Source organism: Metabacillus litoralis, from assembly GCF_020524045.1.
Taxonomy (GTDB): domain Bacteria; phylum Bacillota; class Bacilli; order Bacillales; family Bacillaceae; genus Metabacillus; species Metabacillus litoralis_C.
In genome coordinates this window covers 1-15,641 of sequence record NZ_JAIVKL010000012.1, presented here as the reverse complement: position 1 = coordinate 15,641, position 15,641 = coordinate 1, and the positions used below count along the sequence as shown (strand labels likewise).

Below are 15,641 nucleotides of genomic sequence, written 5' to 3'. Positions count from 1 at the left end.
TTCTTATTTAAATGTGTGTTTTTGTTTAGGTAATCTTTTTTCGCAAGAGACAAAGAATGTCTTTTCTTCCATTTAATTATAGTAATTTTCTAGAAAAATAGAAACCATATTAGGAAAAAATAACCAAGAAAGTAGTGAGTTACTTGAATCAACAGCATGTGGATATAAAAACACCTGAATTTGTATCATTAAAATTTCAACCTGCTGGGTTAGGGAGTAGGACTGCTGCATTATTAATTGATCACCTTATTTTAACGATTATTAATGTATTAGTGTTAATCAGTCTATTTCTATTGATGTATGATATGCCTTTTGAGCTTTTTTTAATGTATGAATTCTACTCCTATCCCATTGCTATTACGATAATTGTTCTGTTTGTTTTAAATTGGGGATACTTTTTTGCGCTAGAATTTTTTTATGGTGGTAAAACAATTGGGAAAAAAATCATCGGAATTCGTGTGATTCAAGATAATGGACATAGCATAACGCTATTATCAAGTTTTATCAGAAATTTGTTGAGAATAATAGATACGTTACCAGCAAACTACTTATTAGGAATGATTATGATCTTTTTTCATTCTAAACATAAAAGAGTTGGTGATTTAGTCGCAGGAACAATAGTAATTCATGAAAGAAAAGCAAAAAACAGTAAGAAACGTTCACCAATTGAAAAAGAAATAGAAAGAAAAGGCATTAAGAAAGAAGATCTGGTGATCGAGGATTGGGCCTTAAAATCGTTAACCGCTAAGGATTGGGAATTAATTAAAACCTATAGTGATCGTGTTCTTCAATTACCAGAACATGAAAAATCGCCATTAACAGAAAAAATAGGAAAAATAGTTTTCCCTAAGATTGGTTATGACCTGGAAGGAAAATCGGTGGAAGAAATAGAAAAAAATCTGTTTATCCTTTATCTTATCTTAAAGGATGAATGGGAGTATGAATTGTGATATTAAGAAAAGCGCAAGGCGCCCGCCTATCGGCGACAAGCATAAGACGATCCGGCTGGAAGGTTGTTCTTTAACCTTCTTGACGGATTGGCTTATGACCTCGAGCAGATGGCGCCTGGAGCTAGACATCAAAACTAAGTACAGAATTTTATACTTTCTGATCTTTGAACAAAGAACAATGCATCTTAAACATGAGTGTATTGTTCTTTTTTGAATGGTTTGAAAGATAAGTTCTTCACTAATTTTTGGAGTCAAGTTGTAGCAACTAATCACTGTAAAGAATGAGTTTGATCAAGGTACTTGCGATTTTTATTTCTTCCATGATTTTTTTAAGTCTTTTTTTAAAAAAATTGTTACTTATTTACATTTTTATCTGTTGTAGCCAATGCTTTATCTCATAAAAGGTGCCAGAATGATTGATACAGAGATGTTTTCTTCATGTTATAAAAGCAAAAAAGTATACGAAAATAGCCTATTTGAAAACTCCATTTGTTTTAGATTGATTAGGGAGCCCCGTCACTATTAACAAGTGTGGGTCTCCCTTTGTCAAGCACCTCTAAGCAGGAGCTTATGCATATCTAAATTGATTTTTCTCTGTTAATGCATCTTCGTATTCCCTAAGTAATCCCTCGAAAATGCTGTCCCACGTTTGGGTAAGAGCATACTGTCTTGCTTCATTCCCTATTTTTACTCGTAGTGTGTCACTAAGAAGTAACGTTGTAATAGCTTCCTGAAATTCGCTCACATTTTTAGGTTCACATAGAAACCCAGTTTCCGCTTGTTTGATGATGTTTTTAACTCCACCTGAATTTGCACCAATAACAGGTGTACCAGATGCTAAAGCTTCGAGCACAACATTTCCGAAAGTTTCTGTTGGTGAAGGAAAAACGAACAAATCGGATGCTGCATATACGTTTGCAAGATCAACACCGTTTAAGTAACCTGCAAATGTCATGTTATTTGGAGCGTTTTTTTTCATTTCGTCTTTTGAAGGTCCATCACCAACAATTAACCAATGTACATCATTTCTAATACAATCAGGAAGTTCACTTGTGATTCTCATGAGTGTATCGATATCCTTTTCTGGAGCTAATCTTCCTACATATGATAAAAGGAATTTTTCTTTTATTTGATATTGACTGCGAACATCTTGCTGTGAATAATGGGGATGAAATAACTGGCAATCTACACCTCTACCCCATATACGTAAGTTTGAAAAACCTTTTCTTTTTAATTGTTCCAATGTTTCTTTAGAAGGAACAAATGTTTTACGATGTGGCTTATGAAACCAGTGCATATATTTCCAAAGAACTTTTGATAAAAATTGTAGATCATAATATTCTAGGTATTGATCGAAATCTGTATGATAAGATCCTACAACAGGTATGTTAAACTTTTTAGCATAATGCAAACCACATAACCCAATGTTGAATGGAGTAGCTACATGAATTAAATCAGGCTTAAAGCTTTGAAGTTCTGCTTTCACGTGAAGCATATTTGGGAGCGCGAGCCTACATTCAGGATACAAGAAAAAAGGTAAACTAGTGAAGCGATGAATATGACTTGAAAACATGGATTCTTTCGTACTCTCGGGCGCAAAAACTCGAAATTCATACTTGTTTTTTTCAAGATGGTCAGTAAGTCGTTTTAATGTGCGTGCAACTCCATTTACATCAGGTGCATAAGTATCTGTAAAAATGGCTATTTTCATCGAATCCCCCCAGTTACTTGTAAGTGAAACGTACTTGCAAATATGACTTTAGGACGAAATGATACTCTGATTTTTAACTAGCACCACCATTCATTCATAATGGAGAAGTATAGAAAAGTTCATTTAGTATAGTGTATGTTAAGAAGCCTGAAGAACTTCCTAATAAACAGCCTGCTAAAACATCAGAAGGGTAATGGAGACCCAAATACATTCTAGATAAACCAATGCTTATACCAAGCGGAATTAATATCATAGCTAAAGAAGGCATATATAAGATAAATGGTATAATAACTGAAAAAATAGCTGTCGTATGACCAGACGGAAATGAGTGATCTTCCAATGGATTAGCTGGAACTTTTGTTTCAATAAGCGAGATATACGGTCTTTTACGTGGATATAGTTTTTTGACAAGTGCAACAGGAAGGTGACTTATAAGAAGTGCTGCAGCACTGGCAATACTTGTTGCTTGAATAAGACCCTTTGAGAAAATGATGATACATAAAGTCACTGCGATTGTCGCAATTGCTCCTCCAAGATGTGTAATGTGACGAAAATAAAAGTTTAACAGTTTTTTGTCATACAGTTGATTCACACATCGAAAAAGTTTGCACTCAAAATCATACATGTTAGAAATAAGCTTTGTTTTCATTATTTAGAACGCTCCTTTTTTTGCCCCTTTTATACTATTTTAGTTCAGAAATATTTAGTTAATAATAAGAAATTGTAAAATATTCCTTCACATAATTTTCACAAAATTAATGTTTTCTAAACAAAGTAAGATAGGTAACAAGGAGTATTGAGATAGATACAGATAAACTTGTTGTTAAGAAAAAGACGGACTGCATCCCCAAGAAAAAAATAACCCTTTTTTTCCTTGGGTGGTTTGGGAGTTTCCACAGCGCTACGATAATAACTAAGAGGGAATATTTATAGAGTGCTGAGAAGTAAAATATGACAATTTCATAAACATATCGACTATAGCGTGTATGTTAGTTCAGAGGATGTTACGATAATTGAGAACGATGAATATTGTAATTTTTACATGAAAGGCAACTGGATAATCCAATTGCCTAAGATGATAATATATGATCTGTTTGTAGTTAAAGTATACTTTCAACCCCTTCAGGTTGATTGAAAACGCTTGAGTTTCGAGGCGCGAAGCCTTGTGAGGAGCGGAGTTACCTTTGTTGGTAATAAGCACCGCAGCAAGGTGAGTAACGAAGAAAACGAGCGTTCGTCAACAGTCTGAATATATGATATTTATTTGTTTGATGATTGTTGCATTGATTTATAATACTGCCCTTTTTCAACATATTCTTGACGAATACGATCCATGTCATGTAAATCATCACTTGTTAAAGTTCTAACCACTTTTGCTGGTCTGCCTAATGCGAGGGAATTTGGAGGAATTTTTTTACCCGGAGGAACGAGACTACCAGCCCCTATAAAGGCACTTTCTCCAATTTCGGCTCCATCTAAAATAATAGAACCCATCCCAATTAATGCATTTTGGCGAATAATTGAACTATGTAAGATTACACTATGACCAACAGTTACATCATCTTCAATAATAAGAGGTTTATTGGGACTTTGATGGAGACAACATAGGTCTTGAATATTCACTCGGTTACCTATAATTGTAGGTGATACATCACCTCTTATCACAGATTGAAACCAAATGCTTGTTTCATCACCAATCATAACGTCTCCTGTGATCGTGACATAATCAGCAATAAAAGCTGAATCTGAAATTTGTGGGCTTTTATCTTTGTAAGGGTAGATCATGTTTGTCAGTCCTTTCTTATGGAGATAATATATTTTTTATAAACATGTTTATTATAACAAAGGCTTAAGTAAACTACACTGTTCATACTATAGAAGTGAACAATCTCCTTCTTGTATGGGGGCAGTAATATATCAGAAAAATAAACGATTTTAATGGGCGAAAGGAGAGGCAGCAAACATGTGGAAATGGGAAGCTGAGGTTGAACCAAAGGGTGTTATTGTCATTGTTCATGGAGCTGCTGAACATCATGGACGTTACAAATGGCTCGTTGAAATGTGGAGACTATCTGGTTACCATGTTGTGATGGGGGATTTACCTGGTCAAGGAACATCAACGAGAAGAAGAGGACATATTCAATCCTTTGACGAATATATTAAAGAGGTTAATGAATGGATTAAAGAAGCAAAAAAATTCGGTCTTCCCTTATTTTTAATAGGACATAGTATGGGTGGACTAGTTGTTATACGATCTCTACAAGAGAAACATCAAGAAGTGAAAGCTGTTATATTATCTTCACCCTGTTTGGGAATCTTATATAAACCAAATAAAGCATTAGAGTTCGCTTCAAAAGGACTAAATATTATTGCACCTACCTTTAAGGTTGAATCAAATTTAAATGTTGCAATCGCTACAAGAAACAAATCTGTACAAGATACTGATGAAAATGATTCTTTATATGTGACAAAAGTTTCGGTTAGATGGTATCGTGAATTAATACATGCTATGGAAGAAGCACAAAAGCAAACCAATAAATTCCAGGAAGTACCTTTACTTCTTATGCAGGGTGGAGAAGATAAAATTGTTGATAAATCACTAGTAAAGGAGTGGTTTAACAAAGTTGATCTTCTAGAGAAAAGCTATAAAGAATGGAAAGGTCTATACCATGAAATTTTTAGTGAGCCAGAACGAGAGCAAGTATTTGAAACAGCAAAACGCTTTTTTGATGCTCACTGCTTGACTGATGCAAACCTAGAATCTACCTGATTTATAATGATAAAATAATATTAATACGAGGTGACACCCCCTTTGACAGTTCCGCAGCATCCATTAAGATTAATGACTAAAGTGTATCGTGAGATTTTTCCTATTGTCCATTTTTATCTTGGTCAATGGCGAGAGCGTGCAGAAAATATTCCTAATGAAGAGTTAAGGAATCAAGCGTTAAATAGTATAAATGAAAAAGAATTCCACTGTGAGGGTGGAGGAATATTAGCGATCATATCTGGACCGCATAAGCAACAGTGCATTGAATTTATTGTTGCTTATCAAACAATTAGTGATTATTTAGATAATTTGTGTGACCGAAGTACATCATTAGATCCAGAAGATTTTAGAATGCTGCACCAATCTATGCTTGATGCATTATCATGTGGAGCATCATGTAAAGATTATTATCAATTTAGAGAAGATCAAAATGATGGAGGATATTTACATAGCCTTGTACAAACTTGCCAAAATGTTTTAGCAGATTTAAAGCATTACCCTATTATTTCGAAACATCTTATTGAATTATCAAGCTATTATTGTGATCTTCAAGTACATAAACATGTAAAAGAAGAAGAACGTGTACCACGACTCGAAAACTGGTTTCAAAAACATAAATCTAATCTTCCTGATATGGAATGGTATGAATTTTCAGCATGTACTGGTTCAACATTAGGTATATTCTGTTTAGTTGCGTATGCTTTCCAAGATGAATTTGAGGAAAAGCAGGCATTACAAATTCGAAACAGCTACTTTCCTTATATACAAGGATTACATATTTTACTGGATTATTTAATTGATCAAGATGAGGATGAAATTGGTGGTGACTTGAATTTCTGTAGTTATTATTCCTCTGAAGCATCAATGATGAATAGGCTAGAGCATTTTGTAGAAAGCGCTGATGATCACTTAAAAGGTATACCACATGAAAATTTCCACAAGTTGATTAATCGAGGATTATTGGGTGTTTATTTATCAGACGATAAAGTAGCTACACACAAGGATCGCAACAAGCTTGCTAAAAAGCTAATTAGACTCGGTGGAATGACAACTTATTTCTTTTATTTTAACGGAAGAGCCTACAGAGCATTCCAAAAGTTAAATTGGAAAAAAAGCTCTTAAAAGATAAATTGTTTTGTGTTTTTTATCAAAACACCCCAATGAATCAGAGTTGATTTTTGGGGTGTTTTTCGAAATATGAAGATTAACATTTTTCTATAGCCACGATATATGGAGGATTATTCTGCTTGTTAATAAATTGATATTGAATAACATGGGCAACTTGTGGATCAATTGAAGTAACGAAATTCATCAGTTCATCTCGTTCAAGCTTTCCTTCAGTATGACCATGATAAATAACGATCACAATGATGCCCTCTCGCTTCATAAGCTTTAATAATTGTTCGATAGCTGATTTAGTTGTATCTGGTAATGTAACGATAGAGGGATCACCACCTGGTAAATATCCTAGGTTGAAGATTGCTCCTGCAACTTCCCCTGCAAGGTGATGTGGTATAACTGATGAAACTGTTTCGTGACCTTGGTGTACAAGAGTGACTCGTTCTTCAAGGTTCTCCGTTTTTAGTCGATCAATCGTATTAATAATTGCCTGCTTTTGTATGTCGAATCCATAAACATGTCCATTTTCGCCTACTATTTTCGCTAAAAAAGCAGTATCGTGTCCATTTCCAACTGTTGCATCTACAACAATATCCCCGCTATTAACGGAGGTTTGTAAAAGCTGTTTGGCAAACGGTAATATTCTCTGTAGCTTCATATTATCTTTCCCTCAGGTTGTTTATAGTATTTTCCTTGGTAACTGTTACGTCTTTTTAATTCAGCATCAATTGAGTTTAGAACATCCCATTTATTAACACTCCACATCGGTCCAATCATTAAATCAATGGGACCATCACCTGTAATACGGTGAACAATCATTTCTGGTGGAATAATTTCTAATTGATCACATACAAGATTTACATACTCCTCTTGTGATAAAAACTCTAGCTTCCCTTTTTCATATTGCTTGACCATTGGTGTTCCTTTTAATAAATGTAACAAATGAATCTTAATTCCTTGAACATCCAATTGTGAAACAGCTTTTGCTGTTTCCATCATCATTTGTTCATTTTCTAAAGGTAATCCGTTAATAATATGAGAACAAATACGAATTCCATGCTTCCTTAATTTATTTACACCTTCTACATAGCATTGAAAGTCATGTGCTCGATTGATTAAAAGCGCTGTACGTTCGTGAACAGTTTGTAACCCTAACTCTACCCATAAATAAGTTCGTTCGTTTAATTCAGCTAAATATTCAATAACATCATCTGGTAAACAATCAGGTCGTGTAGCGATGGAAATTCCAACAACACCATCTTGGTTTAAAACAGATTCGAATTTTTGTCTTAGGACCTCTACTGGAGCGTGTGTATTTGTATAAGCTTGAAAGTACACCATATACTTTCCATCTTTCCATTTATGGTGCATTTTTTCTTTACCTTCATTAAATTGAGTAATAAGATCATCCGCACGATTTCCAGCAAAATCACCAGAACCTGCAGCACTACAGAAGGTACAACCTCCGTGAGCAACAGTACCATCTCGATTTGGACAATCAAATCCACCATCTAAAGCGACTTTAAATACTTTGTGACCAAAATGCTGTCGTAAATGATAATTCCATGTGTGGTATCGTTTATTATCTGTGGCATATGTAAATGGAGACTTTTGATTCAACTAAAATATCCTCCTTGTACGATTCAGGTTTTCATCTAAATATCTTATCATGATGTTTTTTAAAAAAATAGAGCACATCAATATTACCATTATTTTATCCTCAAGATTCTATTGCTTCTGTTAATAATAAAAGATGATGAAGCTTTCATTAACTTCATATCGTTTGGAGGAGATAAAGATGGCAACAAGACAATCTGTTGACGAATATTTACAACGATGTACAGAAGCACTTGAATATGCTCAAGACCAATACCAAACAGGTAGCCAACAAGAGCATTATAATGAAACAGAATACACAAAAGCACTACAACAATTAGAAAATGCGGTAAACGACATTAATCATCTTTCATTAAGTTCTAATGATCAACAACAAGATCAGCTTTATCGCATGAGACTTCAATTACAACAAATACAAAATAAAATGATTTTAAAGGGAGATGCAGAACGATGAAAAAACGTTCAAAGCAAAATAACCCAGAGCAAAAAACAAAAAATGGAATCAATAATAATGATCTAGAGTTAGGAAAAGACTTTGATCCTGTTATCGAAACAAAAGCTAAAAATGCAAAAAAAGGTCAACCAATAAAATCTAAGCAAAGAGTAGAAAATAAATAAAAATTAGTGAAGGGACCATTTTAGGATGGTTCTTTTTTTTGAAATGGCTATGTTAAATCTTAATGTGATTTTTAGCACCCTGTTGATTGGAGTGAAAGGCATGAGACTCCTGCGGGAGAAGCGTGTCAAGGGGAGACCCCACAGACGCTTGCGCCGAGGAGGCTCCCGGACCTAGGAAAAAACGAACTGCATTTTTTCCCGGGAAAGCGAATGCCTGTAACGGAAATCAACAACAAAGTTTAACAGAGCTTATGAGATTAAAATAACACCAAGGAAACAGAGCCATAAAAAAAACAGCAAACCATATTCAAAAAACCATTGACAAAAAGATGGGAAATCTATATTGTACTAAGTGTACTGTGTAATGTAGTACACTTAGTACAAAAAAGAAGTAATGTGATAGATCTTAAAGAAAGTAGGGAGAAACGATGATCCAAATAGATCCGAGAAGTTCTACTCCCATTTATGAACAAATCATTCAGCAAATGAAGGAACTTTGTTTTAAAGGGTTACTAAAGTCTGGTGAAAAGCTACCATCAGTTAGGGAATTATCAACGATGATTATTGCTAACCCAAATACTGTTAGTAAAGCTTATAAAGAATTAGAAAGACAAGGTATTATTGAGACGTTACGTGGACGTGGTACGTTTGTATCAGAAAATGCAAGAGAATCACTTGATGAGAGGAAGATGGAAGTGATAAAGGAGCAGTTAAAACCTTTGATAATTGATGCATTTTACGCAGGTATTGATTTTAATCACATTCATATGTGGATTGATGAAATCAAGAAAGAAGTAGGGAGGGAATCCCATGCTAGAAATAAAAAATCTGACGAAAACAATTGAAAATAATAAGATTCTTAATGAAATTAATCTTAAACTAGAGCCTGGTGAAATTTTTGGTCTGCTTGGACGAAATGGATCGGGAAAAACAACTCTGTTACGTTGTATTCAACAAATTTTAAGAGTGGATTCTGGTGAGATATTATTCGAGAATGTTTCAATCTCAGATCACCCTCTTATCAAACGTAAAGTGATTTATATGCCTGTGCAAAATCCAGCTTTTGATCGCTATACATATAAGCAATTAGTGAGAATGTTACGAACAATTTATCCGGATTTTGATGTCACTTATGCGAATGAATTAGTGAATCGATATGATTTACCAGAAAATAAAAAATACAGAGAATTATCAACAGGCTTAAAAAAGCAGTTGTCATTGATTTTATCATTCTCAATTAGACCAGCTGTTATTATGCTAGATGAACCAACTGATGGAATCGATGCAGTGACAAGACATGATTTACTTCAACTAATGATTGATGAAGTAGCTAATAAAGGTACAACTATTTTAATTACTTCACATCGATTAGAAGATATTGAGCGTATTTGTAACCGAATAGCCTTTTTAGAGCAAAATCAAATGTCAGGTGTATTAGAGGTTGAAGATTTAAAGGAAAGTTATATGAAAGTTCAGCTTGCATATGACAATGATGTTGATTTACAAATACGAAAAAGAGGAATTCCAATATTGGAATCAACAGGTGTTTTTTATACGGTGATCATTAAACGTGATGATGAAGATAGTCAAGAATTTTTAAACCTTCTTGCACCAAGAATTTGGAATGAGCTTCCTGTTTCTTTAGAGGAAGTATTCATTGCTAAGTTTGGAGGAAAGCGAAGATGGTAGCGATAGAGTTAGTGAAAATTGAGGTAAGAAGACATTGGTTGCAATTGTTAATTAGCGTTTTAGTTCTTTCCTTATTCACGCCAATAACGATCTGGTCTGATTATCTGAATGTTAAAAGCTATGAAAATGTAGAAGAGTTAGGAAGATTTGTTGTTGATTTTCAACATATGAACAACATATTTATTTTTGTCGTTTTCATGATTACATTAGGCATTATTCAGATTGGTAGTGAACGTAGTAATGGAACATTAGAACTGACTTGTTCAATGCCTTATTCAAGGGCCCAAATCTATCTAACGAAATTCTTTATTGGGTTTAGTGTTATTTTAATAAGCTGGATTGTTTCCTTTACTTTAACTGGACTGATCATAGAAATAAACGAGATTCAAACTAATTATTTTACAGGGTATTTCTTTTATGAATTAGGAACTTTAATGTTATTTTATACAATGACTGTTTCAGCAGGAGCGTTTACTGGTACACCATTTGCTCAAGGGTTAGTGACATTGACAGTTAGTATCCTTCCTTTTCTATTAATTTTGCTAAGTGTTGTTCAATTAGAAATTGTATTTAATGTTGAACTACCTCCAAATTCTGAGCATTTATCAACTTTATACACTATTTCACCTATTTCTTATCTGTTCCTTAATGATCAATATTTCTCACTTAATGATATTTATGTCTCGTTTATTTTATCAGGTGTATTTTTTACAGTAGGTTATTTTGCATTCATGAAACATCCTATGGAACGAAATGGTGCGTTTTTTACGTGGAAAGAAATGGACAGACCTGTACAAGTGATTGTCATACTTTTAGGTATTATTGGTTTTAGTGCATTTGGCTATCTAACAGAAGACGGAATGGTAGGATATTTTATCGGTGGTGGAATTGGTGCTCTTATCGGATTTATTGTTAGTTATTATTTGATTTTTAAAAAGAAAAAATAGAGATAAATAATAGGAGGAGAAAACGATGATAGAGGTTCAACATTTAAGCCATTCATTTAAAGTTGGAAAAAAGGGAAGCGAAAAAGAAATACCCGTTCTTAAGGATGTTTCCTTAAAAATTAACAAAGGAGAAATTGCATCAATCGTTGGACGCAGTGGCTCTGGTAAATCAACTTTACTTAATCTGCTTTCTGGCTATATTTCACCAACAGCAGGCGACATCTTGATTCATGATACGAATGTAACTGCTTTTAATGAGAAAAAGTGGGCGAAGTTTCGTTTAGATAACCTTGGCTTTATTTTTCAAAGTTTTCAGCTCATCTCAAGTTTGACAACTTTTGAAAATGTTGAATTACCTTTAACATTAAAAGGGATTGATTCAGCTGAACGGAAAAAACAGGTAATGACATTACTCGAAAATGTAGGTTTACATGAACATGCAGAACACTATCCAAATGAATTATCTGGAGGACAGCAGCAACGTGTAAGTATTGCTAGAGCTTTAATTACTAAGCCGAGTATCATTTTTGCGGATGAACCAACAGGAAGTCTCGATTCTGAAACCGAAAAAGAAATTTTAGATTTGATAAAACAATTAAATAAAGAACAAGGAATTACGTTTTTCATTATTACACATGATGACGAGGTGGCTAGTATAAGCAATCATCAATTTCACTTACAAGATGGTGTGTTAATCAAAGGGGGTGCTTTTGTTGAAGTTAAATGATCAAATTAAATTCATGTTTAGAAATATGAAGAAAAATCGCTTAAGGGTATTTATGACAATATTAGCCACAACAATGGCTTGTGCTTTTTTAATTGTCTTAGCATCTGTTGGTTTTGGTATTCAAAAAAGTATAACGGAAGAAATTAAATCACAACAAATGATAACTGAAGTAACTGTCTATGGTAAAGCTGAAACAGAACCAGACGAGTCAGCATTTTTAAACAGCGAAGACTTAGAAGAACTAGCTGATGTGGAAAATGTGACAGCTGTTGTGCGTCGAAATACAATCGACATTGAAGCAGAAGTTGCGGTTGATGATCATACTGGAAGTACTTGGCCAATTTACATAACGAACATGGAAGAAGAACTAAAGGCTAATTTATCACTATCAAAGGGTGAAATTCCTAAAGAAGAAAATGAAGTCATTGTTGGGTATCATTTTGCACAAGCATTGCTTACTGAAAAGGAAAGGGAGGAATATGATAAGAAGCAAGAAGCTGCTACTGAAGGAGAAATGATTGAAGAGCCTGTCGGGTTTGAAGGCGATTTGATTGGTAAAGAGTTAACTGTCAAAGTGACGAAATATACCGAAGAAAAGAATGAAGAAGAAAGCGAAGAAAAATCGTTTACCTTTAAAATATCAGGGATAGGGAAAGAGCCATCAAGAGATTGGTTAACAGACCAAAGTATTTATATAAATGATTCTCTTCGTGAAGAAATTTTAGAATTTACTTTTGTAGGTGAAGAAGAAACAAAGGTAGAAGAAATTCCATATAGTCAAGTATTAGTTTATGCGAAAAGCTTAGAAAATGTTGAACAAGTAACAAATGATTTAAAAGATAAAGGCTACAATGTGTTTTCAATAACAGAAGAATTGGATAGTGTAAATTTATTCTTTACTGTTTTTAAAGCAGGTCTAGTGTTTGTCGGAACAATTGCCATTATTATTGCTTCCATTGGTATTTTTAACACAATGACAATGGCAGTAACTGAACGAACACAGGAAATAGGAATTATGAAAGCATTAGGTGCTCAACCAAGTACTATACGACGAATCTTCTTAATGGAAAGTGCTTATATCGGGATAATGGGAGCATTAATAGGTGTGGCTATTTCTTATGCGATAAGCTTTGCGGCTAACATGTTATTGCCAATCATTTTAAATACAGCTCTAGGTGGAGAAAATAATACTGAATTTGTTTTCTCATACATTCCATTGAGTTTAGTTTTAATAGCATCTGCTATAAGCATTGGTGTAGCCATGATCTCTGGATTTAGACCTGCAGCTAAAGCAACCAATATTAATGTTTTATCTGCTTTAAGAAGAGAGATGTAAAGGTATGTTGGTCATTGTTTAGGAAATTGTTAATTGATAGAAAAACATACGTAATATGAAAATGACGATTAGACCAAATCGAACAAGTAATTTGGTCTGATTGTCATTTTGCATTAGTAAAGGAATTTAATGATTATTATCGTTGCTAACGGCCTCTATTTTTTAGATAATAAAATGAAAAAGAGGAATCAACATGACAATCAAAATTAGGTTTTCTAAAGAAAGCGACTTTGAACAATTAATTGACATAGACCATAAAGTTTGGACGATGAAAACAACACCTACAGTTATAAAGTGGGGCTCTCTTATTGAATTTTGTGAGAAAAACCCTGAGGGAAGTCAGCTTGTAGCTATTTTAGAAGAAAGAGTTGTTGGCTATTTAGGGTTTCATCATCCTACACCATTAAAAACAAATCAGCATGTGCTAGAAATAGATATTGCTGTTGATCAACATTATCAAGGAAAAGGAATCGGTAGAATGCTTCTTAATGAATTGATGAAAATAGCGAAGGAAAAATCAATACACAAATTAGCTCTACGTGTTCTTTCTTCAAATGAGGGAGCGATTGATTTCTATAAAAAATGCGGCTTTATTGAACAAGGAAGATTAGTAAAAGAGTTTCTAATTGATGGTGAATTTGTTGATGATCTGCTTATGTACAAATTAGTAGAATAGTAAGTAAATACAGCGTTGAAAAGTCGGTAAATTCACATTATTACAACATTACGTTTCTTCATTGCAAAACAAAAGAAAAGAGGCTAATATTCTCAGAAGGATAATAAAAATGTACGGTATTAATCAAAATCGTTATTTTTATACGATATCTTTTCTAGAGGAGGAGAAGTATGCCACGTTCCCTTTGGTTGCTTATAATTGGAATGATGATTAATGTGACCGGAGCCTCTTTTTTATGGCCACTTAATACAATTTATATTCATGAACATCTCGGGAAATCATTAACAGTTGCTGGCTTTGTGTTAATGCTAAATGCTGCGGCTAGTGTGATTGGTAACTTAGTTGGCGGTATTTTGTTTGATAAAATCGGTGGTTTTAAATCGATATTATTAGGAATTGTCATCACCCTTATGTCCGTTATCACCCTTATGTTTTTTCACCAATGGCCTGTGTACATGTATTTACTTATACTAATTGGTTTTGGATCTGGGATTGTATTTCCTGCCACTTATGCACTTGCAGGTACAGTTTGGCCAGAAGGTGGTCGAAAATCATTTAATGCCATATATGTTGCACAAAATGTCGGTGTAGCAGCGGGAGCCTCTTTAGGTGGAATTGTTGCTTCTGTATCATTTAATTATATATTTATAGCAAATGCAGCACTGTATGCTGTCTTTTTCTTAATTGCATTCTTCGGGTATCGAAATATTGATGGAGCCCAAGGTAGCCAAACGTCAATATTAGATCAAAAAGGTGTTGTTAAAAATCGCACTAAATTTACAGCTCTAATTATTTTATGTATCGGATATTTGTTATGCTGGGTTGGATATGTGCAATGGCCTTCAACAATTTCTTCTCATACACAAAATTTAAATATTCCTCTACATCAATATAGCTTGTTATGGACAATTAATGGTGCATTAATTGTATGTGGTCAGCCACTTATTTCCTTATTTGTTAAACGTTTTGCAAAAACGATTAAAAAACAAATGGTCATCGGATTTGTTATTTTTATCGGATCTTTTATCGTCGCATCATATGCAGAACAATTTTCAGGATTTTTAGTTGCAATGGTGATCTTAACAATTGGTGAAATGCTTGTTTGGCCAGCAGTCCCAACGATTGCCAATGATTTAGCTCCGAAAGGAAGACAGGGTTTTTATCAAGGCTTTGTAAACAGTACTGCAACTGGTGGCAGAATGATCGGACCAATTCTTGGAGGCTTTGTTGTAGATTATTACAATATGAATCTGCTTTTCTACATTATTATCGGTCTCTTAACAATCGGCATTTTCACAACCATCCTTTATGACAAAAAACTGAATGTAGCTGTAAAAGGGGATCAAACACCAAGCGAAGTTGGGGTCTGACCCCTTTTTGCTTTGTTCAGCAAATGTGTGGGGCGGAGATGGTTGGTTGTTGCTGTATTGCAAAATCTGTCGAATGATGGATTATACATGAAAGTTGAACGATTAACTTCA

17 protein-coding genes are annotated in these 15,641 nt (G+C 34.1%); 12 read left to right on the top strand and 5 right to left on the bottom strand.

The features are described from left to right. Positions 1–143 precede the first annotated feature (143 nt). Positions 144–950, top strand: a complete 807-nt coding sequence (locus tag LC076_RS16700; protein ID WP_226670246.1) for an RDD family protein — start codon at positions 144–146, stop codon at positions 948–950. Positions 951–1,518: 568 nt separating this feature from the next. Here LC076_RS16700 and LC076_RS16695 read toward each other — a convergent pair. The 3 genes from LC076_RS16695 to LC076_RS16685 all read right to left on the bottom strand — a co-directional run bounded on the left by LC076_RS16695 (position 1,519) and on the right by LC076_RS16685 (position 4,446). Then, positions 1,519–2,661: a glycosyltransferase family 4 protein gene (locus LC076_RS16695; protein WP_226670245.1), complete on the bottom strand. Its 1,143-nt coding sequence runs from the start codon at positions 2,659–2,661 to the stop codon at positions 1,519–1,521. 94 nt (positions 2,662–2,755) lie between these two features. After that, positions 2,756–3,310, bottom strand: a complete 555-nt coding sequence (locus tag LC076_RS16690; RefSeq protein ID WP_226670244.1) for a phosphatase PAP2 family protein — start codon at positions 3,308–3,310, stop codon at positions 2,756–2,758. A 611-nt stretch (positions 3,311–3,921) separates the two neighbouring features. Further along, entirely contained in the window at positions 3,922–4,446 is a 525-nt protein-coding gene (locus LC076_RS16685; protein ID WP_226670243.1) for a gamma carbonic anhydrase family protein, read from the bottom strand. Between the two features lie 178 nt (positions 4,447–4,624). Here LC076_RS16685 and LC076_RS16680 point away from each other — a divergent pair, with 178 nt between their 5' ends. After that, positions 4,625–5,431, top strand: a complete 807-nt coding sequence (locus LC076_RS16680; protein ID WP_226670242.1) for an alpha/beta hydrolase — start codon at positions 4,625–4,627, stop codon at positions 5,429–5,431. A gap of 42 nt (positions 5,432–5,473) precedes the next feature. Next, positions 5,474–6,553 (top strand): tetraprenyl-beta-curcumene synthase family protein, encoded by a 1,080-nt coding sequence (locus tag LC076_RS16675; protein ID WP_226670241.1) that lies wholly within the window; start codon positions 5,474–5,476, stop codon positions 6,551–6,553. A gap of 82 nt (positions 6,554–6,635) precedes the next feature. Here LC076_RS16675 and LC076_RS16670 read toward each other — a convergent pair whose 3' ends face one another. Further along, positions 6,636–7,208, bottom strand: coding sequence for a class I SAM-dependent methyltransferase (locus LC076_RS16670; RefSeq protein WP_226670240.1), 573 nt, complete (start codon positions 7,206–7,208; stop codon positions 6,636–6,638). Further along, positions 7,205–8,170 carry a TIGR01212 family radical SAM protein gene (locus LC076_RS16665; protein WP_226670239.1) on the bottom strand — a complete coding sequence of 322 codons (966 nt, stop codon included), beginning with the start codon at positions 8,168–8,170 and terminating at the stop codon, positions 7,205–7,207. The genes LC076_RS16670 and LC076_RS16665 overlap by 4 nt, the downstream gene beginning before the upstream one ends. Positions 8,171–8,348: 178 nt before the next feature. On the opposite strand from LC076_RS16665, the gene LC076_RS16660 reads away from it, so the two are divergent. The 9 genes from LC076_RS16660 to LC076_RS16620 all read left to right on the top strand — a co-directional run bounded on the left by LC076_RS16660 (position 8,349) and on the right by LC076_RS16620 (position 15,530). After that, positions 8,349–8,621: a YtzC family protein gene (locus tag LC076_RS16660; RefSeq protein ID WP_226670238.1), complete on the top strand. Its 273-nt coding sequence runs from the start codon at positions 8,349–8,351 to the stop codon at positions 8,619–8,621. After that, positions 8,618–8,785 (top strand): glycogen biosynthesis protein GlgD, encoded by a 168-nt coding sequence (locus LC076_RS16655; protein WP_226670237.1) that lies wholly within the window; start codon positions 8,618–8,620, stop codon positions 8,783–8,785. Before LC076_RS16660 ends, LC076_RS16655 begins: the two co-directional genes overlap by 4 nt. 428 nt (positions 8,786–9,213) lie before the next feature. Continuing rightward, positions 9,214–9,630 carry a GntR family transcriptional regulator gene (locus LC076_RS16650; RefSeq protein ID WP_226670236.1) on the top strand — a complete coding sequence of 139 codons (417 nt, stop codon included), beginning with the start codon at positions 9,214–9,216 and terminating at the stop codon, positions 9,628–9,630. Then, entirely contained in the window at positions 9,596–10,474 is an 879-nt protein-coding gene (locus LC076_RS16645; RefSeq protein WP_226670235.1) for an ABC transporter ATP-binding protein, read from the top strand. Before LC076_RS16650 ends, LC076_RS16645 begins: the two co-directional genes overlap by 35 nt. Continuing rightward, positions 10,468–11,421 (top strand): ABC transporter permease subunit, encoded by a 954-nt coding sequence (locus tag LC076_RS16640; protein ID WP_226670234.1) that lies wholly within the window; start codon positions 10,468–10,470, stop codon positions 11,419–11,421. The genes LC076_RS16645 and LC076_RS16640 overlap by 7 nt, the downstream gene beginning before the upstream one ends. Positions 11,422–11,446: 25 nt before the next feature. Continuing rightward, a complete protein-coding gene (locus tag LC076_RS16635) occupies positions 11,447–12,148 on the top strand; it encodes an ABC transporter ATP-binding protein (RefSeq protein WP_226670233.1) in 702 nt (233 codons plus the stop codon). After that, positions 12,135–13,484 (top strand): ABC transporter permease, encoded by a 1,350-nt coding sequence (locus LC076_RS16630; RefSeq protein WP_226670232.1) that lies wholly within the window; start codon positions 12,135–12,137, stop codon positions 13,482–13,484. Before LC076_RS16635 ends, LC076_RS16630 begins: the two co-directional genes overlap by 14 nt. Before the next feature lie 193 nt (positions 13,485–13,677). Further along, entirely contained in the window at positions 13,678–14,160 is a 483-nt protein-coding gene (locus tag LC076_RS16625) for a GNAT family N-acetyltransferase (protein WP_226670231.1), read from the top strand. A gap of 170 nt (positions 14,161–14,330) precedes the next feature. Then, positions 14,331–15,530: an MDR family MFS transporter gene (locus LC076_RS16620; protein ID WP_226670230.1), complete on the top strand. Its 1,200-nt coding sequence runs from the start codon at positions 14,331–14,333 to the stop codon at positions 15,528–15,530. Positions 15,531–15,641: the final 111 nt, after the last annotated feature.

Coding starts and splice junctions, on each gene's coding strand:
- LC076_RS16695 (WP_226670245.1), bottom strand. CDS start 2,661: ATGAAAATAGCCATTTTTACAGATACTTATGCACCTGATGTAAATGGA.
- LC076_RS16690 (WP_226670244.1), bottom strand. CDS start 3,310: ATGAAAACAAAGCTTATTTCTAACATGTATGATTTTGAGTGCAAACTT.
- LC076_RS16685 (WP_226670243.1), bottom strand. CDS start 4,446: ATGATCTACCCTTACAAAGATAAAAGCCCACAAATTTCAGATTCAGCT.
- LC076_RS16680 (WP_226670242.1), top strand. CDS start 4,625: ATGTGGAAATGGGAAGCTGAGGTTGAACCAAAGGGTGTTATTGTCATT.
- LC076_RS16670 (WP_226670240.1), bottom strand. CDS start 7,208: ATGAAGCTACAGAGAATATTACCGTTTGCCAAACAGCTTTTACAAACC.
- LC076_RS16660 (WP_226670238.1), top strand. CDS start 8,349: ATGGCAACAAGACAATCTGTTGACGAATATTTACAACGATGTACAGAA.
- LC076_RS16655 (WP_226670237.1), top strand. CDS start 8,618: ATGAAAAAACGTTCAAAGCAAAATAACCCAGAGCAAAAAACAAAAAAT.
- LC076_RS16650 (WP_226670236.1), top strand. CDS start 9,214: ATGATCCAAATAGATCCGAGAAGTTCTACTCCCATTTATGAACAAATC.
- LC076_RS16645 (WP_226670235.1), top strand. CDS start 9,596: ATGCTAGAAATAAAAAATCTGACGAAAACAATTGAAAATAATAAGATT.
- LC076_RS16640 (WP_226670234.1), top strand. CDS start 10,468: ATGGTAGCGATAGAGTTAGTGAAAATTGAGGTAAGAAGACATTGGTTG.
- LC076_RS16635 (WP_226670233.1), top strand. CDS start 11,447: ATGATAGAGGTTCAACATTTAAGCCATTCATTTAAAGTTGGAAAAAAG.
- LC076_RS16625 (WP_226670231.1), top strand. CDS start 13,678: ATGACAATCAAAATTAGGTTTTCTAAAGAAAGCGACTTTGAACAATTA.
- LC076_RS16620 (WP_226670230.1), top strand. CDS start 14,331: ATGCCACGTTCCCTTTGGTTGCTTATAATTGGAATGATGATTAATGTG.